This is a genomic window from Faecalibacterium butyricigenerans (assembly GCF_020687345.1).
Lineage (GTDB): Bacteria > Bacillota > Clostridia > Oscillospirales > Ruminococcaceae > Faecalibacterium > Faecalibacterium butyricigenerans.
In genome coordinates, this window is sequence record NZ_JAJEQL010000039.1 from 1 (window position 1) to 18,996 (window position 18,996).

The 18,996-nt window shown below is 51.2% G+C and carries 25 protein-coding genes and 2 pseudogenes; 2 read left to right on the top strand and 25 right to left on the bottom strand.

Annotated features, from left to right (window positions below; translation table 11 throughout):
• The 13 genes and pseudogenes from LKD23_RS11195 to LKD23_RS11255 form a co-directional block, all read right to left on the bottom strand.
• Positions 1 to 192: pseudogene (locus tag LKD23_RS11195) on the bottom strand (hypothetical protein); the annotation flags it as partial.
• Positions 189 to 551, bottom strand: a complete 363-nt coding sequence (locus tag LKD23_RS11200) for a DUF554 family protein (RefSeq protein ID WP_227621719.1) — start codon at positions 549 to 551, stop codon at positions 189 to 191. The pseudogene LKD23_RS11195 and the gene LKD23_RS11200, both read right to left, overlap by 4 nt.
• Before the next feature lie 17 nt (positions 552 to 568).
• The gene (locus LKD23_RS11205; RefSeq protein WP_227621720.1) at positions 569 to 1,093 is read right to left on the bottom strand and encodes a peptide-methionine (S)-S-oxide reductase; all 525 of its coding nucleotides are present in this window, start codon (positions 1,091 to 1,093) and stop codon (positions 569 to 571) included.
• 55 nt (positions 1,094 to 1,148) lie between these two features.
• Positions 1,149 to 1,553, bottom strand: coding sequence for a GNAT family N-acetyltransferase (locus tag LKD23_RS11210; RefSeq protein ID WP_227621721.1), 405 nt, complete (start codon positions 1,551 to 1,553; stop codon positions 1,149 to 1,151).
• A 35-nt stretch (positions 1,554 to 1,588) separates the two neighbouring features.
• On the bottom strand, positions 1,589 to 1,846 hold the full coding sequence (locus LKD23_RS11215; RefSeq protein WP_227621722.1) for a hypothetical protein: 258 nt from the start codon (positions 1,844 to 1,846) through the stop codon (positions 1,589 to 1,591).
• 194 nt (positions 1,847 to 2,040) lie between these two features.
• Positions 2,041 to 3,780, bottom strand: coding sequence for an adenine deaminase (ade, locus tag LKD23_RS11220; RefSeq protein WP_227621723.1), 1,740 nt, complete (start codon positions 3,778 to 3,780; stop codon positions 2,041 to 2,043).
• Between the two features lie 171 nt (positions 3,781 to 3,951).
• Positions 3,952 to 4,986: an alcohol dehydrogenase gene (locus LKD23_RS11225; protein ID WP_227621724.1), complete on the bottom strand. Its 1,035-nt coding sequence runs from the start codon at positions 4,984 to 4,986 to the stop codon at positions 3,952 to 3,954.
• A 235-nt stretch (positions 4,987 to 5,221) separates the two neighbouring features.
• On the bottom strand, positions 5,222 to 5,686 hold the full coding sequence (locus LKD23_RS11230) for an Hsp20/alpha crystallin family protein (RefSeq protein WP_156057647.1): 465 nt from the start codon (positions 5,684 to 5,686) through the stop codon (positions 5,222 to 5,224).
• 237 nt (positions 5,687 to 5,923) lie between these two features.
• Positions 5,924 to 6,919 carry a PLP-dependent cysteine synthase family protein gene (locus LKD23_RS11235; protein WP_227621725.1) on the bottom strand — a complete coding sequence of 332 codons (996 nt, stop codon included), beginning with the start codon at positions 6,917 to 6,919 and terminating at the stop codon, positions 5,924 to 5,926.
• Positions 6,920 to 6,943: 24 nt separating this feature from the next.
• Positions 6,944 to 7,453 carry a carboxymuconolactone decarboxylase family protein gene (locus LKD23_RS11240; RefSeq protein WP_097778866.1) on the bottom strand — a complete coding sequence of 170 codons (510 nt, stop codon included), beginning with the start codon at positions 7,451 to 7,453 and terminating at the stop codon, positions 6,944 to 6,946.
• Positions 7,454 to 7,814: 361 nt separating this feature from the next.
• Positions 7,815 to 8,639 (bottom strand): purine-nucleoside phosphorylase, encoded by an 825-nt coding sequence (locus tag LKD23_RS11245; protein ID WP_015563802.1) that lies wholly within the window; start codon positions 8,637 to 8,639, stop codon positions 7,815 to 7,817.
• 165 nt (positions 8,640 to 8,804) lie between these two features.
• Positions 8,805 to 8,978 (bottom strand): annotated as a pseudogene (locus tag LKD23_RS11250) (ADP-ribosylglycohydrolase family protein); the annotation flags it as partial.
• A gap of 36 nt (positions 8,979 to 9,014) precedes the next feature.
• The gene (locus LKD23_RS11255) at positions 9,015 to 10,814 is read right to left on the bottom strand and encodes a GmrSD restriction endonuclease domain-containing protein (protein WP_227621726.1); all 1,800 of its coding nucleotides are present in this window, start codon (positions 10,812 to 10,814) and stop codon (positions 9,015 to 9,017) included.
• Between the two features lie 165 nt (positions 10,815 to 10,979).
• Between LKD23_RS11255 and LKD23_RS11260 the strand changes: the two genes are divergently transcribed.
• Complete coding sequence (locus LKD23_RS11260) at positions 10,980 to 11,861, top strand: DUF5131 family protein (RefSeq protein ID WP_349138523.1); 882 nt, start codon at positions 10,980 to 10,982, stop codon at positions 11,859 to 11,861.
• Positions 11,862 to 11,875: 14 nt separating this feature from the next.
• Complete coding sequence (locus LKD23_RS11265; protein WP_227621727.1) at positions 11,876 to 12,241, top strand: alpha/beta hydrolase; 366 nt, start codon at positions 11,876 to 11,878, stop codon at positions 12,239 to 12,241.
• Positions 12,242 to 12,321: 80 nt separating this feature from the next.
• Here LKD23_RS11265 and LKD23_RS11270 read toward each other — a convergent pair whose 3' ends face one another.
• The 12 genes from LKD23_RS11270 to LKD23_RS11325 all read right to left on the bottom strand — a co-directional run bounded on the left by LKD23_RS11270 (position 12,322) and on the right by LKD23_RS11325 (position 18,912).
• Positions 12,322 to 12,774 (bottom strand): aminoacyl-tRNA hydrolase, encoded by a 453-nt coding sequence (locus LKD23_RS11270; RefSeq protein WP_227621728.1) that lies wholly within the window; start codon positions 12,772 to 12,774, stop codon positions 12,322 to 12,324.
• Between the two features lie 12 nt (positions 12,775 to 12,786).
• Positions 12,787 to 13,374, bottom strand: a complete 588-nt coding sequence (locus LKD23_RS11275) for a pentapeptide repeat-containing protein (protein ID WP_227621729.1) — start codon at positions 13,372 to 13,374, stop codon at positions 12,787 to 12,789.
• Between the two features lie 12 nt (positions 13,375 to 13,386).
• Positions 13,387 to 13,836, bottom strand: a complete 450-nt coding sequence (locus tag LKD23_RS11280; RefSeq protein WP_227621730.1) for a low molecular weight protein-tyrosine-phosphatase — start codon at positions 13,834 to 13,836, stop codon at positions 13,387 to 13,389.
• A 57-nt stretch (positions 13,837 to 13,893) separates the two neighbouring features.
• A complete protein-coding gene (locus LKD23_RS11285; RefSeq protein ID WP_227621731.1) occupies positions 13,894 to 14,670 on the bottom strand; it encodes an HAD hydrolase family protein in 777 nt (258 codons plus the stop codon).
• On the bottom strand, positions 14,655 to 15,116 hold the full coding sequence (locus tag LKD23_RS11290; protein WP_227621732.1) for a 2-thiouracil desulfurase family protein: 462 nt from the start codon (positions 15,114 to 15,116) through the stop codon (positions 14,655 to 14,657). The genes LKD23_RS11285 and LKD23_RS11290 overlap by 16 nt, the downstream gene beginning before the upstream one ends.
• Positions 15,117 to 15,237: 121 nt before the next feature.
• Positions 15,238 to 15,627, bottom strand: coding sequence for a hypothetical protein (locus LKD23_RS11295; RefSeq protein WP_227621733.1), 390 nt, complete (start codon positions 15,625 to 15,627; stop codon positions 15,238 to 15,240).
• On the bottom strand, positions 15,555 to 16,055 hold the full coding sequence (locus LKD23_RS11300) for a TnpV protein (protein WP_227621734.1): 501 nt from the start codon (positions 16,053 to 16,055) through the stop codon (positions 15,555 to 15,557). The genes LKD23_RS11295 and LKD23_RS11300 overlap by 73 nt, the downstream gene beginning before the upstream one ends.
• Before the next feature lie 102 nt (positions 16,056 to 16,157).
• Positions 16,158 to 16,991: a 4Fe-4S binding protein gene (locus LKD23_RS11305; protein WP_431834218.1), complete on the bottom strand. Its 834-nt coding sequence runs from the start codon at positions 16,989 to 16,991 to the stop codon at positions 16,158 to 16,160.
• Between the two features lie 47 nt (positions 16,992 to 17,038).
• Entirely contained in the window at positions 17,039 to 17,425 is a 387-nt protein-coding gene (locus LKD23_RS11310) for a DUF2500 domain-containing protein (RefSeq protein ID WP_118658787.1), read from the bottom strand.
• A 1-nt stretch (position 17,426) separates the two neighbouring features.
• A complete protein-coding gene (locus LKD23_RS11315) occupies positions 17,427 to 17,774 on the bottom strand; it encodes a DUF6054 family protein (RefSeq protein ID WP_227621735.1) in 348 nt (115 codons plus the stop codon).
• Between the two features lie 86 nt (positions 17,775 to 17,860).
• On the bottom strand, positions 17,861 to 18,610 hold the full coding sequence (locus tag LKD23_RS11320) for an SDR family NAD(P)-dependent oxidoreductase (RefSeq protein ID WP_227621736.1): 750 nt from the start codon (positions 18,608 to 18,610) through the stop codon (positions 17,861 to 17,863).
• Between the two features lie 110 nt (positions 18,611 to 18,720).
• On the bottom strand, positions 18,721 to 18,912 hold the full coding sequence (locus LKD23_RS11325) for a transposon-transfer assisting family protein (protein WP_227621737.1): 192 nt from the start codon (positions 18,910 to 18,912) through the stop codon (positions 18,721 to 18,723).
• Between the last annotated feature and the right edge of the window lie 84 nt (positions 18,913 to 18,996).

Below are 18,996 nucleotides of genomic sequence, written 5' to 3' on the forward strand. Positions count from 1 at the left end.
TACCTCTCTAAGCTGGTCAATATGATACCCAGGCAAAAGGCTATTAACATCGGCTTCACTCATTTCTGCGATTGCCGTCAGAGTGGGAAGATTGTCGTTGCTTTTGTGATTGTAGTATCCATAAAACCACGCCGATACACATATCGCAAGAACCAAGATGATTACAGCTATAACAGATAGCTTCTTTTTCATACAATCACACTCCTCGTCAAGTTCCGATTCATAAAATCCCCGTCACTGCCAGTCTTGTGTTTGAGCCACTCGCCAAAGCGTTCAAACTGTGCATCCAGATCAATAAGTTCACCCAGCAGCGCACCCAACGCCAGCGATAGAATCATGACCATAGAGCCACCGGTGCTCAAAGTTCCGTCTGGCCTAACCGTCAGTATCTTGGAGAGTGTTCCCGCCGCTCCCAGAAACACCACGGAAAAGCCCGTGGCTTTGATGATTGTATCCTGATAGCGCTCTTTCAGAAAGCGTTTGAACAGAATACCCAGCACACCGCCTATCACAATGGCCAGCGCATTGATGATCGTTCCCGATCCCCGCATTTTCGTTTTTCCTTTGCTTACTGATTCCTGTATTTGTTTAAGACTTCATCCGGGATATGACAGTAGCTGCAGTCTTCCGGGTACCGCTCCAGATGATGCTGATGCTCCTCTGCACTCCGGACGTAATTCGTCAGCGGCAGCACTTCCACAACGATTTTATCCCGGTCCTTCCGGCTGTCAATAAAGGCTCTTGCTTCTTCCAGATGTCCGGGATTTGTGCTGTAAAGCCCCGTGCGATACTTTTTTCCAACATCAACGCCCTGTTTGTTCAGGCTGTACGGGTCGATGATTTCAAACAGATGCTCCATAAGCTCTGTAACACTGGTACATTTCTCATCAAAGACCACTTTAACGCACTCTGCGTATCCATCATACGGGCCGTCCAGCGTGTTTGTTGTTCCGTTGGCTCTCCCGGCTTCGGTCGTCCGTACACCGGGCACCGTGTCAAAAAAATGCTGGACGCCCCAAAGGCACCCGCCTGCAATGTATACCGTTTCCATACTCTTGACTTTCCTTCTTTTACTGGTACAGTTTGCATCCATGCTCAGTACTCCTTACGGTTTCCTTGCTAGCTGCAAATCGATCCATCATACCAACTCACAAAAAGTGCTTCCGCACCATTGCAGAGTAATTATCATATTGTTGAAAGCCATATCGCTCATAAAATGGGATCGTTTTAGGATCAGATGGCATAACTTTCACATACAGAAGATTTTGATAGAAACTCATGATCCGTTTCATCAGCTCATCTCCAATGTACTGTCCCTGATAAGCAGGGTCCACCAAAAGATAATGCAAAAATGCGACTGTTTCTCCATCATCAAGCGCGCGAACCAGTCCGACCAGCTTATCACCATCCCACGCAGAAATAACTCGTGTGGAATTGTGCATCGCACGGACAAGTTTTTCGGGATAATTGCCGGATTCCCAGTGAACGGATAAAAATAGTTTCTGCAATTCATCGGCCGTGAAATCTTTTGTTTGTTTATACTCGATTTCCATGATGCACCCCTTTATAACTTCCACAAACGCGAATTTTACAGGGTACGAATGATATGAGAAGCAAGTTCTGCATTTTCTTTGTCTACAAAAATCTCTGTAATATACTGAGGCTTTATTCCAAAAGTTCCGATTTGTGCTCGCATCCGTGTTGCGTCAAAAACACTTCGCTGATTCACATCTTTGGTTTTGCAATAGCATTTGATTCCAGCCGCTGTCAAAGCATCTGTAATACGGTGACAATAGGTTGAATCCGAAACCGTTGCTACCTGTGACTTGAAGAATCGTTCCAGCATGGTGAACCTCCTATGCAAAAAAGTTGGACGATGAGTACTTGATGAACCAACGTAGCAAATTACGATTTATCAAATAAGAATTTCCGTCAATTTTTCTCTTGATGTGGCTCGCTTCTAAGAGTAGGAACGAACTGTTCTGTTGCCGGAGACGGACCATTCGGGTCGATCTCCGGCAGTATTTTTGTTATCGCCTATTAAAAAACAGCCGGAACGACTTTCTGCTGCGCTACATCGATGATGCCGTATGTATTCAGTCTGAGTTTTGCAATGACCGGAAGGCTGACGAAGGCGAGGGTCATAAAGATGCCGATGTCTTCCGCTACACCATGTGCCTTGAGGGCATCGTTCAGCGCTTGCATTTTCGCCGCAACGCTCTCTGCGCTTTCGGTGCTCATCAATCCGGCCACCGGAAGCGCAAGTTCTGCCACGACCTGTCCATCTGCCACAAACGCAAGTCCGCCTTTGTTTTTCCGCACGGTGTTGCCGGCCAGCATCATATCGGTATCGTTGTCCCCTGCCACGATCAGGTTATGGGAATCATGTGCGATGCTCGATGCAACGGCTCCGCATTTCAGGCTGAAGTTTCCTAAAAAGCCAATGCCCACATGGCCGGAGTGATGATGCCGCTCAAAAACGGCCAGTTTTACGACGTTGTGTTCCGGGTCCACACCGGGAGCTTTGCCCGGATGCCGTTGGAACTGGATGATTTTTTCCTCCGTAAGCAGCTCGCCCCGGTTCAGGCAGATGACACGCTCCTGCTCCCCGCTTTCCCGAAGTTCCAGGTCCTGCAGTGTGATCTCATCCAGATCAAAGGAATCCATAACGTGGGAAAATCTCACACGGTCGATGTCAAGCGGTGCGGGTTTCAGCGTTTTTCCGTGCTCGGCCACCAGCGTGCCATTCTTGTAAACCTGTTCGACCGTAAAGGATTCCAGATCAGAAACCACAACCAGATCTGCCCGGTACCCCGGTGCTACGGCACCGCGCTGCTTGAACCCAAAATACTGTGCCGGGACCAGCGTTGCCATTTTGACGGCCACTGCTGGGTCTGCGCCCAGCCGGATCGCTTTACGGATGTTGGAATCGATGTGGCCGCTGTCCAGCAGGTCACCAGGGTGCTTATCATCCGTCACCAGCATACAGCGGCTGCAATAGGGCTCCCGGAACAGCGGCATCAGGGCCTCCATATTTTTGGCAGCCGTTCCTTCCCGGATCATGATGTATTGTCCGAGCCGGAATTTTTCCATGGCTTCCTCGATGTTGGAGCACTCGTGATCGGACTGAACGCCTGCCGCAATATAAGCATTCAGGTCCTTATCGCTCAAGAGCGGCGCATGGCCATCCACGATCTTTCCCGCTTCGGTGCAGTCGCGGATCTTCTGCAGGATCTTCGGGTCACAGCGCACCGTTCCGTAGGCATTCATCAGTTCCGCAAGTCCCAGCACACGGGGATCGCCGTAGTAAGGCCGGAGCTGTTCTGCGTTCAGCACCGCACCGGATTCATCCAGATCCGTGGCCGGAACACAGGAGGGCAGCATGAAATAAACCGAAAGGGTCAGATTTTTTGTCGTTTCCAGCATAAAATCCAAGCCTTCCAGCCCCGCAACATTCGAGATCTCGTGTGGGTCTGTGACCACCGCAGTGGTACCGTGGGGCAGCACTGCCTGCTCGAAAGCCGAACCACAGAGCATGGAGCTTTCGATGTGGATATGCCCATCGATCAGGCCCGGGCAGACATATTTGCCGTGCAGATCAACTTCTTTCCGGCCATGATACATACCCACGCCCACGATCGAATTTCCGCTGATGGCAATATCAGCGGTGTCGACCTCATCGGTAAACACATTGACAATTCTGGCATTTTTCAAAACCAGATCAGCCAAAGCATCTCCTCTGCCTGCCGAGATCCGGCGTTTCAGCTCATCAGACTGCATAGAAGCATCTCCTCTCTCTGAAGTTCGATTTTCTCACCTGTGGATTGGTTCTGCCCTTATTCTACCACGCCTTGCCGCTGCGGAAAAGATGCCAGGAACAAAAATGGCCCCGGAGGGCTTGTTACAGCTCTCCGGGGCCACTTTATGTGCGTTGTGCCTTGGCGCAGACCGTCAGCACTCCACTGCCACCTTGATCACGCCGTCCCGTTTCTTTTCAAACAGCTCGTAGCCCTCTGCGATCCGGCGCAGGGGGTAGGTGTGGGTGATGAGCGGTTCGGTATCGATCTTGCCTTCTGCGATGAGACGCAGCGTTTCTTCACAATCGCAGCCGTCCACGCCGCCGGTCTTGAAGGTAAGGTTTTTGCCGTACATCTCCGGCAGCGGCAGGGTTTGTGCCTTGTCGTACAGCGCCACCACGGTCACGATGGCGTTGGGTCTTGCGCACTCCCACGCCAGCCGGAAGGTAGTGTCCGCCCCTGCCACCTCCAGCACCACATCTGCCCCGCCGTGTTCGCTGTGGGCACGCACAAAGGCGGCGCAGTCCTCCGGCTGCACCGTGAGCACCTGCGGGTAGTGCTGACGGATGAACTGCAACCGGTTCTCGTCCTTTTCGCAGACGATGATGCGCTTGGGGCTGTGCAGCATGACGCACAGCAGCGTGCAGATGCCAGTCGGCCCTGCACCGAGGATCAGCACGGTATCCTCAGGGGTGATCTCCGAGATGCGTGCCGCCCAAAAGCCGGTGGCCAGCACATCGCCCACCAGCAGCGCCTGCCGATCGGTAACGCCGTCCGGGATCTTGTTCAGTCCCTGATCCGCAAAGGGCACCCGGACATACTCGGCCTGCCCGCCGTCGATGCGGCAGCCCAGCGCCCAGCCGCCGTTTTGATCGGTGCAGTTGTTCACAAAGCCTTTTTTGCAGAAAAAGCACTCTCCGCAGAAGGTCTCCACGTTCACCGTCACCCGGTCGCCGGGTTTCACATTGGTCACCGCACTGCCCACTTCTTCTACGATGCCCACCATCTCGTGCCCTACCGTGATGCCGGGCACCGCCCGGGGCACGCTGCCGTGCTTGATGTGCAGATCGCTGGAGCAGATACTGGCAAGGGTCACCTTTACAATGGCGTCCCGCTCGTGCTGCAGCACCGGCTTTGGTTTTTCCATCAGGGCAAACGTCCCCTTTGAAACATAGGTATAGGTCAGCATGCTTTTTACCTCCATGCGCTTTGATCTTTCCGAACGGAGTATACCGCAAAAGTCAGCCGCTCTCCCGGCTCACAGGATAGTGAAGTACCTCCATAAATTCTGAGTTGCTGTTCTCAGTATACCATGGTTTTCCCTTGCGGAAAAGATAGCGAAACAAAAATGCCCCCGGAGAGCTTGTTGCGGCTCTCCGGGGGCATCTTATGTGCGTTGTGCCTTGGCGCACACGACCGGCGTTTTACTCGATTGCAATCAGATTCGGGTTCTCAGGCAAAGCCTTCGTCTGCTGAGGAGCAGGCAACTCGACGTGCAGGACGCCATCCTCGAACTTTGCGTGGATGTCTTCCTTCTTCACATCGCCCACGTAGAAACTGCGCGCGCAGGTGCCGGAGAAGGATTCGTGCCGCAGATAGCGGCCCTTCTTATCCTTTTCGTCGTTGCTGTGGCTGCGCACTGCCTGAATGGTCAGGTAGCCGTCGTTCAGATCCATCTGAACGTCTTCCTTCTTGCAGCCCGGCAGGTCAACAGCTACTTCGTAGCCGTTGTCCGTCTGTTTGACATCGGTCTTCATCATGTTTGCACCGCGCTTACCAAAGGCGCCACGAGCCTCACGGTTCATAGCACGTTCCAGTGCAGCGTCATTCCAGAACGGATCGAAGAAATCATCGAACAGGTTTTCATGGAAAACAGTCGGCATAAGCATAAATCATTCCTCCAATCCCGGCGTTCGGGTCGGGGCAAAAAATCTGAAGCGTCCATTCAGAAGGGCTTTCCGGGGAGCCTAGCGGCTCTCCTTTTGCCCTTCCTCCTGAGCACGCCACTGTTATAGCACCGTTCATTAGCAGTGTCAATAGAAGAGTGCTAAAATTCATGAAAGAATAACACTTTTATAAAATCCTATGCAATCTTTTCAAAATTCAGTCGTATCATCGTGTTTTTATCATTTCTGCCGGTACATCGGCGTAGACAGATATTTCATGCCGTTGTCCGGGACGATGACCACGATGTTCTTTCCCTGATTCTCCGGTCTGCGGCCCACCTGCACCGCTGCGTGCAAAGCCGCTGCTGCCGATGTGCCCAGAAACAGTCCTTCCGCCCGCAGCACCTCATGGGCCGTTTCGTAGGCTTCCTCGGTGCGGACATTGATGCACGCATCGCTCCAGTCTGTCCGCAGATAGTCGGAAAGTGCGCTTTCCGGCACATCATACGCCGGCAAAACGCCATCTATGATCTGCGCATCCGGGTGCTCCGGGGTCAGGCGGGAGTCCGGATGGGGCTGCACCAGAACCACTTGCAGATTCGGGTTGCGGCTGCGCAGATAACTTGCTGTGCCAAAACCCGTGCCGCCGGTGCCCGCCATGCAGACCAGAATATCCCCATGGCCTTCTGTATCCTGCCAGATCTCCGGCCCAGTGGTTCGGTAATGTGCCTCGGGGTTCGCTGGGTTTGCCGCCTGATTGTTAAAGTAAGCTCCGATGCGGCGGCAGTAGGCTGCGATCTCATCCAGCGTCGCCTCCCGCTCTGGCTCCTGCCAGGGGTGGGTGCGCTTCGTCTCCGGACGCTCCCCGGTGGCATCTTTGTAATCCAGAAGCCGTGCCCCGTAGGCCAGCAGCATCAGCCGCCGCTCCAGCGAGGCACCCCGCTCCAGAAAAATATCCAGTTTGTACCCACGCTCTGCTGCAAACGCGGCCAGACCGATGCCAGTGTTGCCGCTGGTCTGCTCCACGATGGTACCGCCGGGTTTCAGCAGTCCGGCTTCTTCCGCAGCATTGAGCATGGAAAGTGCCGCCCGGTCTTTCATACTGCCGGTTGGGTTGAAGAACTCCAGCTTTGCCAGCAGGTGCGCCCCGCACTGCTGCTGCCGCCCAAAGCGGTCCAGCGCCATCAGCGGGGTGCGCCCCACCAGTTCCTCGATGGAATGCACCAGTCCTGCCATTGCTCTCCCCTCCCGATTTTCGGCTCAAACCAGCTTGTCCGGCGTCACATCCAGAATGTCGTTAAAGTAGTTGTTGGCGATCATCATCACGCCCATCGCCGTGATGACCACGATCTCTTCCTCCGTAAAGTTTGCCTTCAGCTTTGCAAACAGCTCTTCCGGCACATGCTTGGGGTCCTCTGCAATGGCCTGACCGTATTCGATCAGGATCTCCTCTTTGGGAGTGAATGCAAAATTCTCAAAGTCGATGCCGTTTTTCTTGAGCAGATTCTGGAAGTAAATGCTGCACACAAGGCAGCCGTTTTTCTGGGAAATAGCATATTCGTAAAAATCGGCCGCACGCTTGCCGATGAGCCGCTGCAGTTCATCATCCAGCGCATAAGAACCGGCCTCCACAGCATTGAACGCCGCTGCATTGTGGAGCAATGTGCGCTTTTCTGCGGTCAGAGCGTGGCCGTCCGCCAGATGGTCTGCAATGATTTTCTGGATCGCTTCCGGTGCAGTTTCCGGGTTGATTTCGCTGATTCTGGGCATAACAAAACCCTTCCTTTCACTTTTTTGTTCGACGAATTGCCTGTATCATATACCCATTTACACACCATGTCAATAGGTATATTACTTTTCGCAGCAATTTTTCAGCAAATAGTGATCAGAAGGGTTGTTTTCTGCACGCCTGTTTCATATTTTCGACTGCTCATCCAGCACCCAAGGCCAGCACTGCATTGCGGACGCACTCCGGGCAGGGGCACAGCACCGTATCGGCCTTGATGCCCTTCAGGTCTTTGCAGATGGTCGCACCGCGTTTTTCCTTGACTGCCTGTACCAGCTACGGGGCGTTCCTCTGTCGTCCGTAGCGATGCCCGGAAGTTTTGATCGATGGCTTTCAATATCTTTTTTACTCCATTCTCTGAATCACCGCACCCAGCCATCGGCACAGGGTATCGCCTGCCTGATTTGCGATCTCCAGCACGCGGGCGTGGCTATGCTTGACCGTCTGGATGCCGGTGGCCATGTTGGTGATGCAGCTGACGGCCAGTACCTTCATGCCCATGTAGTTGCAGACCATGGTTTCCGGCACGGTGCTCATGCCCACGGCATCGGCTCCCATCCCCGCAAAGGCACGAATTTCAGCCGCCGTTTCATAGCAAGGGCCCATAAAGCCCATGTAAACGCCCTCCTTGTAGGCAATGCCCAGTTCATCGGCGGTCTGCTTGGCAAGGTTCCGCAGTTCCAGACTGTAAGGTTCGGTCATGTCCGGGAAGCGGGGGCCGAAGCGCTCATCGTTGGGGCCAATGAGGGGGTTCGTGCCCATCATGTTGATGAAGTCGGTAATGAGCATCAGGGTGCCCGGCGCAAACTCCCGGTTGATGCCGCCGCAGGCGTTGGTCAACACCACCTTTTCCACGTCCAACAGCTTGAACACATAGAACGGGTAGCAGACTTCCTTCATGGAGTAGCCCTCATAGAAATGGAAGCGGCCTTCCATGGCGTAGACTTCCGTGTCCCCCAGCTTGCCAGCCAACAATGCGCCTTTGTGTCCTGCCACCGTGGATACCGGGAAGTTGGGGATATCCTTGTAGGACAGTTCTTCCGTGTCCGTAAAGTCCGCGGTCAGCTTGCCAAGGCCGGAGCCCAGCACCACCGCGATCTTCGGGCGCTTTTTCGTGTGCGTCTTGATATATTCCGCACTTTCCAGTGCCTTTTCATAAAGATGTTCCATACCGTTCTCTCCTTTTCCCAAAAAATTCGATATACTCTCTGGGTTCAGTATATCGGATTTTTCAGGCCGATGCAAGACGCCCTTCATCGAGTCTTATTAAAAACCAAGGAGCAGATACTTCACATCACGAGTGTGTTGTATCTGCTCCTTGGTTCTCCGAATGTCTTATCTCTGGCCGATGTTCCACCGAAACAGCTCATATCCTTCCCGGATATCCTCCGGCAGACGTTTCAAAGTCTCGTCCCGCAGTTCCTGCGGCATCCCGTAAAAAGCTTCGGCAATGCCGCCGGTGATGCAGGCAAGGGTGTCGCTGTCGCCGCCCAGAGAGACTGCATTGCGAAGTGCATCCCTTTATATCAAGTTTCGCCTTTGAAATCAGAGAGAATCATAGTATTGATGTATTTTCTCGGCCATCAGTTCCCGACACCTTTGTAGAAAATCCTGATAGTCGCCAATCTCCATGCTTTCAAATCCGTCTGGAATACAATTCTGTTTAAGATTTTCAGCCAGCCTATCTTGTTCTATGATTCCACCATAAACAGGCTTTTTCGTATTGCATTGCCCTATCACTTCAGTCATATAGTGGGCTGGCGAACTATCTTTAATTTTAATGTTGATTTCCTGTTGAATAAAAGCATAATTCGCAATTTGATTGTATTGTGCTTGCACAATTCCATTTTTTGTCAAGTAATTTTTCGGGAACAAATGGTGAATATCGCCTCTGTTTTCCAACATGGACTCAATATCAATTTCCATCGACAAAAAGCCTTTATCGTGTGCCTTGACCTGTGCCACAAGGAACATATTAAAATATGGACTGCTCGCAACCGATGTGTTCAGCCGTTGAACAAGATTTACCTTCCAGTACGCCTCAGATAATTCGCCCGCCTCTGTGATATTCAGGTACTGCATCGGATCATCATAAGCAAAGAATCTCTTAATGTCGTAATCAAATGCAGACTCTGGCGAGCCAGAAGAATATCTTCCCGTCAAAATAGACAAAGCCAGCCACTTGCGTACAATCTTTTCAATTTGATTACTATCCACTTTTCGTTCACGAAGTGCAAGAAAAAGCGCATAGCCAAAGTTCAAAACATTTTGTGAACGAATCAGCGATTTTTTCACAATTCCCGCTGAGCGCACAATCATCAAATACCGTTCGTAATTTGTCTGATTCACCGCTTGCAGAACTGCCTCATGTAATTGATTGAACGACCTTTCTTCTATTTCGATCTTAAATTCACGCGTTTCAAAATCTCGACCTGAAAGCAAGCTAACCAAATCTGCTAGCTTTCCTCGCTTGAATTTATATGTAAATGCAACACGAAGAATATCCGTATAACATATGCGATAAATCGGTGCATTCTTTGCAGCTGCCCACTTTATAGCTTCGAATTCCGGTCTCGCCGCAAATTCAGCATCATTTTTCTTGATTTCTTTCAAATCCTCCGGAGACTCCAACAAATGACAAAAGTAATCAATCGTTTTTCGGGTCACATTTCCATTATATATTTCATTCGAAGAAATCTTAGACATTGCAAAATCTGCTTGCGACAGAACCACACCCTTAGAATTGATTCGAATAAAAATTTCCGTTACACTGTCAATATCCAAATCTTCTGCCAGCGTAATAACACCAATGCTATTATTTTGTATTGCCCTCAACCGATTGATTGTGTCATTGATTTCCTGTGCCTTGTCCATAATTCCGTTTTTCTGGCAATATTCCATCACAAAAGAAAAAGAACCAAAGGACACATCCAGCACTTTTGCAATATCCGGAATCCATTTACTGCTTTTTTGATTTGCGGAATTTGCCACTTCAAATATTTCGTCAATGGGGTTAAACGCAATACAGACCCGTTTCCATTTATAGTGGCTGTCTAAAACCTCCTGTCCCACAATTGCAGCCGCCATAGCAGTAATACGCTGTTGCCCGTCGATCAGAACTTTTTTCCCTATTGCAACTGTTCCGTCTTTCAACTTTACACTTGGATTTTGCCATACGATAATATATCCGACCGGAAAGCCCTTATAGAGCGAATCCATCAAATCACGCACTTGCGTTGCGTCCCATACAAATGGACGTTGCATTTCCGGAATCGCAACATTACCGGATTTTATATCCGCCAAAAGCACATCCACCGTATAATTATTCACGCTATATCGTGCCATAGTCAAATTCCCTTCTATTGTATCATCCTGGAATTCTATCTAAAGTTGTTTTCATACAAAGCGTTATTAAATTTTATTTAATCTTATCACATCCGGCGGGGCGGTGCAAGGGGTGCTCTTGTTTCCTGTCCGCGCAGCTATTATAATAATAGGTACCGAAAGAGGGTGAGCTTCCTGCACGACATCTGGAATCCATGGCACGGCTGCGTCAAGTGCAGTGAGGGCTGCCAGAACTGCTACATGTATTTTCTCGACCGGATGCGGAACCAGAACGGGGCCGAGATCTACAAAACGAAAAGCGGCTTTTCCTATCCGCTCCAGAAAGACCGCACTGGACACTACAAAATCCAGAGTGGTGAGCAGATCCGGGTCTGCATGACCTCGGATTTCTTCTTGGAAGAAGCCGACCCGTGGCGGTCTGAGGCGTGGGACATCATGCGCCAGCGCAGCGATGTGGTGTTTTTTCTGCTCACCAAACGGCCGCAGCGGGTACGGGAGTGCCTGCCGCCGGACTGGGGCAGCGGTTGGGACAACATCTTTTTCAACGTCACCTGCGAGAATCAGCGCCGCGCCGATGAGCGCATTCCCATTCTGTTTGACCTGCCCTTCAAGCACAAGGGCATCATGTGCGCGCCCTTCATCGGACCGGTGAGCATCCGGCAGTACCTTACCGCCGGGCAGATCGAGCAGGTCATCTGCGGCGGCGAAAACTACGATGGTGCCCGCCCCTGCAATTTTGATTGGGTCAAGTCTCTCCGGCAGGAATGCGTGGATGCCAACGTGACCTTCTGCTTTATCGAGACCGGCACCGTGTTCATCAAGGACGGCAGGCGCTACCACCTGCCAAACAAGCAGCTGCAAAGCCGGATGGCTTATAAATCCGGTATGAACTTTCAGGGAAGGCCCATCCGTTTTGACCTCGTGGACGACTGGGGCTACCCCATCCCGCAGGAAGATCTCTATGTGCCCCATTTCCGTACAAACTGCGAGACCTGCGGCAGCAAACTGATCTGCAACGGCTGCAGCGATTGCGGAAAATGCTTATAAAATAAAGAAGTTCTATGAAGAGCCAGAAGAAAAAAGCGTTTCCCTGCAGAGTGTTCCTCTTCCTGCTGACTGTTTTGCTGGCCGTCTATGTTGCATTCGGCATTTACGTCAGCGACTACTACCACGCCGACCTGACCGACAGCGGCCTGCGAGTTTATTCCACTTACGGCAGCGAGGATGGTGTGCTGAACCGCGAAAAATACGAAGCCGACCGCATAAATCTTCCGCAGGACACTACCGAAACGGTCATTGACGGCGGCTGTCATGCCGGATTCGGCAGCTACGGTGCCCAGAAGGGCGACGGCGCGCCTGTTATCTCCGCCGAGGAACAGCAACAGCAGACAGCGGATGCACTGGCGGCATGGATGAATCTTCAATAAAAAGCAAAATATCCCGACCATTTTCCTGCAAATCACAGGAGAATGGCCGGGACTTTCTTTCGTATTCCGTAAATCAGGAATCAATACAAATGAAATTTATGGCTGATCTGATGTGCAATTTCATCCGGCAGCGGGCGGAAACCGATGCAGGTCAGGGTCATGCCTTCTCCGTTTTCATCAAATTCTTCCGGCTCCAGCTCGGTGTGGCAGGCATCCCGGATAAGGAAGAAGTCTTTGTTTTCCACAAGGCCCAATTCCTCGGCAATTGTCTTTGCTTTCAGCAGTTGATTGCGGTTCTTTGCCCCGCAGATAGTTTTGGTAAAAGAGCCATCGAACCATTCTTCATAGGTTGCTTTCTCCAACATGATTTCTGCCCGATAGCCGGTAATTTTTCCGTTTTTCTCGATGGGTTCCACGCCCTGTCCCATACCGATGGGGTCGGTGAGGAATGCCAGCGAAGCATGGCAGCACTGCGCCGCCAGCTTGCCAGGCGACATCTGCAGATCTTTTCGGGCAATGATGAGTTGACGCATTTTCTCTCCTTCTTACGACAGCTTGATCTTCAAATCTGCCAGCAGATTCACCGCTTCCGGCAGGGAAAATTTCGCATCCTTCAGGCGGCTGCCCAGAATGTCCACCCTATAACCGGCGGCATCCCGGAAATCCGCCTTGCGCAGGTCACACTGGTAGAATTCCGTTTCGTGAAGTTCCACGCCCTTGAAATTCGCCAGCTGCATCTCGCATTTGGCAAACATAGAGCCGACGATCTCGTTTCCGTCTGAAAAGTTGAAGCGGTTGAAGTTCATTTCGGTGAAGGTGTTATATTTCAGACTGCACTCTTTCAGCGTGTGAATGGGGTCTGGGAAGGCACCATTGGACATCAGCGGTGCCCACTCAATTTCATTCAGGCGGCAGTCCTCAAAATCCAGCGACTGCACCGAGGAAGACACGCTCCGCAGCCCGGTGATCTCGCACCGCACGAACCGGCACTCATTCAGCGTGGTATGGTCCAGCCCGCATTTTGTAAAGGAGCAGTCCAAAAATACGCAGTCCGCAAAATCGCAGCTTTCAAAGACTTCCCCGGCAAACGACAGGCCAGTAAATCGTTCGCCCTCACAATAACGCTCTGTCACGAAATTCTCCTATCAGCGCAGTTTTTCCAGTAGAGTGGTGCAGCCTTCCAGCACATCCTGCCAGGTAGCTTCAAAATCCCCGGTATACCACGGGTCGGCCACATCGCCGGGGCGGCGGGTATGATCCATCAGCAGAAACACTTTATGCTCCGGGTCGCCGCCCACAAAGCGCGCCATATTGCGCAGGTTGTTGTGATCCATGGCGATCAGGTAATCGTAGGTTTCGTAATCCCTCCGGGTCATCTGCCGGGCGGTTTTACCCTCGCAGGAGATGCCGTGCTCGGCCAGCTTCCGCCGGGCGGGCGGATAGACCGGGTTGCCGATCTCCTCGGTGCTGGTGGCCGCGGATGCGATTTCAAACTGGTCAGAAAGCCCGGCTTTGGCCACCAAGTCTTTCATTACAAATTCGGCCATTGGGCTGCGGCAAATGTTCCCATGGCAGATGAAAAGCACTTTCGTCATGTCAAAATATTTCCTTATATCGTATCATTTTTAATTTTGCACACATGCGTGCAAAATTCAGTTCTGCTTCAAGAACTCCCGCAGCACATCCTCCGGGCAGGGTGTATGGTTCGGGTACTCTTCCCGCAGCGGTGCGGCGGCACCATCCATAATGTAGGGCACACCCACAATGTCCAGCATCGACACATCGTTATAATTGTCACCAAAAGCCATCACATCGGCAAGGGCGATGTCCAGAGTCTTGCAGATGCTGCGCACACCGATGCCCTTGTTGGCAAAGGTGGTGTCGATCCAGTACGGCCCTGCCACAGCGCAGTTCGCCTCTTTCCATCGTGGGACAAACCGTTCCGTGTAAGATTCTACGCCTTCGTGCAGATACACCGATACTTTTGTGATCTCCTCCGGCACCTCGGAAGGGTCATGGATGATTTGATAATTGTTTCCGATGAACTGAATACGCTTGAGCATTCCCAGACCCCGCTCCATCAGGTATGCAGTATTCTGACCGGAAAGCATTACCTCGCCCTGCCCGTTGCTGCGGGTCCACAGGTCGTTGGCGATTTCTTCGGCCAGCGCGCGCGGCATCGGGTTCTTGGCGATGCACTGTTCGTCTTTATAGATCACGCCGCCGTTCTCACAAAGAAACACACAGCAGTCTGCCACCGGTGCAAAGAGCTTGCGCAGGCTGGTATACTGCCGGCCGGATGCCGGGCAGAACAAAATACCGCGCCGATGCAGCTCCCGTATCTGTTCAAAGATCTCGCCTTCCAGCTCTTTCCTGCCGTATTGCAGCAACGTACCGTCAATATCGCTGCAAATCAGTCTGATTGACATTTTCCGTCCTCATTTTTCAAGATAATTTTAGGCAATTCCCCGGCATCCAGAACACGGATGCCTTCGTCCATCAGCATCTTGGCAAAAACACCCTGTCCGGGAATCTTTGTCCCGGAAAATGTTCCGTCGTAGATTTCCTTCACGCCGCAGCTGGGACTGCGGGATTGCAGGATGGCAAGCTCCACCCCATTTTCTTTTGCGATGGCAAGGGCTTTGGCTGCGCCCGCTCGGAACTCCCGGTCCACATTGATGCCCTCTTTGTTCGTGACAACGCCCTGCACGATTTCCGCCGGGCACCGCGGTGTGGGCAGGCCGCCCAAAACCTCCGGGCAGACCGGAACCACCTGATGCCCCCGCACAAAATCGCAAACCGCCTGATTGTAATTGTTTCCGCCGCTGTATTTGCAGTTTTCGCCCAGCAGGCAGGCGCTGACCAGAATCTTCATTGTTGCGCGCTCCGTTTTTCAGATACTGAATTTTTTACCTATTCTACCACGCTTTTGGGCATTGAAAAAGAGGATTCTGCTTTTTCCTATCCCCATACCGGGAGGTCCGCCGTAATCTTTTCTAATGTTCAAATGTCAGTCCCTTGCTGTCGTGGTCGAGCCAACCACTGCTTCCGTCCAGATAGGTGTGCGAACATCCACCGGGACCGTGCGGTGCATATTCTTTGGCAAGCGCTTTTGCCCGGAGTTTTCGGTCAGGCTGTGTCTGATAAATCTCCCAAATCCGAAGCTTGCTGTTTTCAAAGTTAGAACCTCTCCGCAGTGCTTTTTCAATATCAGCTTGTGACAAAACAAAAGCGGAGGACGATTTCTCGCTCTCCGCTTGGTCGATGGATTCGATTTGCTGTGCTTCCGTGGGGATGGCCGCCTCCAGAAAATTCAGCTGTAAATCAGCTCGGTCAGGATCATTTCCTCCGCCTGCGCTTTCAGGCTGTTCATGTGCTGCACCCACGCCATCTGGTTTTTCTCCTTGTCCGGAGCCGGGTTCCTCTCCAACAGTTCTTTCATCAGCTGCTGCATCCTGTTCTCTGCCGTCTGTTCCACCTCCCACAGGTGCGGGTACAGGGCGTTTCGCCGCGGTGCCGTATCAGACACATCAAAGACATAGTGCAGGCGCGGGTATCCGCCGGATTCATCCAGCAGTGCAATGCCCTTGGAACCACGCCGGACGTAACGGTTCATTTTATTGTTCCATACATCATACTCGGCACAGGCCGTGGCATCCGGTCTTTGGGCATAGATCATCAGCTGATCCGGGTAACTGTATTTGTACAGCCGTGCCGCTGTGATCAGAAATTCTGCCCAGTGCTCCCACTGTCGCGAAAAGCTGTCTGCCGTTTTGCAGGCAAGTGCAAGATATTCTTCGGTTTTGTTTGGCATTTGAAGCCTCCTTTCGGTTTCAGGGTACAAAAAGAGCGGGCAGCCGTTTCATCGCTGCCCGCAGAGGTATGGAATGATTTACTTATTTGATAAACTGGAATTTTACAGTGCCTTTTTAGGGCAATTCTTTACACATTCCATGCAAAGAATGCATTCTGTTCCATTTTTTCGTTTTCTCGAATTATCTGTTACATCAACATCCATTGGGCACACACTTTTACACTTTCCGCATGATATACATTTTTCCTCATCACATTTGATACGCAATAAAGAAAAATAGCTTGCAGGTTTTAAGAATACAGTGACTGGACAGATATATTTGCAAAACGCTCGGTTATCCTTAAATGCAAAAGCAAGAGCAATTCCGATTGCATAATAAAGGATATTTCCAATCAGGAAACACCAGAACATGATGCGTTCAAGATTACCCACCTGAAATAAAAACAGCGAGGCTACGAAAATCAGAGATACAATAAAAGTAAAATATCGTATTCTCTCCAATTTCTTTTTGCGAGAAGTCTGTGGAATCTTGTATGGAAGAAAATCCAAAACCATAGCAGTCCAACAAGCATATCCACACCATCCTCTTCCAAAGATCAGTGGACCAAATATTTTTGCAACCGCATAATGTATTGTCGCTGCTTCAAATACCCCTGTAAACAGATAATACCAAAAGCCCTCTATCTGCATATTCTCGTTACAAATCAGCCCCAGATAAACAACCATATATAAGCCGATTAACAGTTGAACAATGCGTCTGGCATGTTTAAATTCTATCTGGAAGAGCAGCAATCCAATAGCTATTACTGTACCTATGTATGAGAAATTAAACAAATAAAATAGATTGTCCTTTGTCAGCCAAAGAATTACTGCTATAACTTCAAATATCACCCAAAATCCCATGGAGATATACCATTTCTTATTTTTAATTTTCAATTAGTTTTCCCCCGTAAATTCCGATTTATCAAATTGAACAGGGATGTTCAGTTCCGCTCGAATCCAAGATAACGGGTACCCTGAAAACTCAGCTTACCGATGTCGCCCTCCACAAGCATTCCGTAGTCCGAACCACTTACGGTAAATTCCATGCGGTCGCCGCTCTCCACCTGAAAGGTCACATAGTACGATGTAAATGTGCTAGTGTCGTATCCGTGCGCACCGGACATATCTCCGGCATTGGCACTGCTGGAATGCGAAACATCGGTGCGCTTTGCTACCACTGTTGCCGGAACGGTAAGCCTCGGCGAGTGGTTGTTTTTGTTCCATGTGCGGAGATTTGAAATTAGAGCAAAGAAAAACATTCCAATAAAAAGCAGGAACAGGATTGGGAAAATGAAGCTGAATATAGCGTCAAACCATCCAAAAAACATCTTATTCCTCCAAAATTTCTTCCAGCAGGTCTTTTACATCGTCCAGAAAAGATTCTTCTCCGAGGGTGTTCACCTTGAAGAACACCGCTTGACTGCCTCCTGCGGTGATGGCAGACAGCCGAATCGGACTATCTGCATTCTGGAACATGGTCAGCGTCAGACTCAGGCGGTTGCCGCCCATCATGCTGTACCGTTCAAACACACGAACGCTGCACCGGGCATTGCCCTCTTTGAAGTCGCTGCCCGCTTCCAGATTGGCCGACCAGCTGCTGTCCGGAATTTCCTGTTCCAGCTTCCGAAGCAGTTTGTCAAAATTCTTGTTTCGGATGGTCTTTTCAAAGATTGCCATAATGGTTCCTCCGTTATGCCAACGAAATTCGGTTCCTTTATCTGGAATACGAGCGAAGCTGCCGAAAAATTGCAGAGAAGCTCCTCTCAATAACCGAAAGCCAGTGCGCCGCCATCCACGGCAAAATCCTGTCCGGTGATATAAGCGGCACCATCGCCCACCAGAAACTCGGCCATCTTGCCCAAATCGCGGGTGTCACCGTAGGCGTGCAGCGGCATCCGGTTCAGAATTTTCTGCTCCCGGGCTGCGTCCACTACCTGCTCGTTCATTTTGCTGCGGAACCACCCCGGCGCAATGCTGTTGACGGTGATGTTGTCCTGCGCCCACTCCACGGCCAGAGCGCGGGTCATCGCCAGCACAGCGCCCTTGCTGGCACAGTACGGCACCACCTCGCTGAAGCCCAGATGGGCGCTCATGCTGGTGATGTTGATGATGCGGCCCTTGTCCGCACTTTTCTTCAGATAGGGGTAGCAAATCACACTCATCTGGAACAGATATTTGACATTCACATTCATGATATTGTCAAACTGCTCCATGGGAAAGTCCTCGGCCCGGCATTTATAGCTGACGCCTGCGTTGTTTACCAGAAAATCCAGACAGCCGTTATGCTTTGCGGCCAGCTCCGCCACCAGTGTTTTCATAGCTTCTGCATTGCCGATGTCACCCCGCAGATGGACAACGCCCGGTGCACTTTCGCCTACACCCTCTTTGGGCTTTCCGGTGCGGCTGATGACATAAACTGTCGCGCCGGCCCGAGCCAGCACGTTTGCGATCTGGAAACCGATCCCGCTGCTGCCGCCGGTGACGATACCGGCCTTTTCCTTCAAACCTGCCATAAAAAGCACCTCTCATCTTTTATCTGCGACCTGAAAGCTGTCAGCTTCAGTATATCATACCTTTGCAGGATGCGAAAGCTCTTATGTACGCCGCCCGCAGGCGGCAAAAATCAGTTCATTGGAAATTCCAGTCCTGCAAACTCGGCATCCGTCAGCCGTTTCAACTTTTCAATGACCTGCTCTGACAGTTCCCGCAAAGCAGTTTCATCCGGCATCAGGTAGCACTGCATCAGCCGCAGCTCCCGCACTAGCCCCTGCCGGGTGCCGGTATTGTAGAGCATCAGCCGCATCAGCCGCAACATCAGCGACTTTTCCAGCCTGATTGAAGAACTGGAGCGGGAGACCATTTTTGACGGTGTGCCTGCCCGACGTCAGGAAAAAGGGCA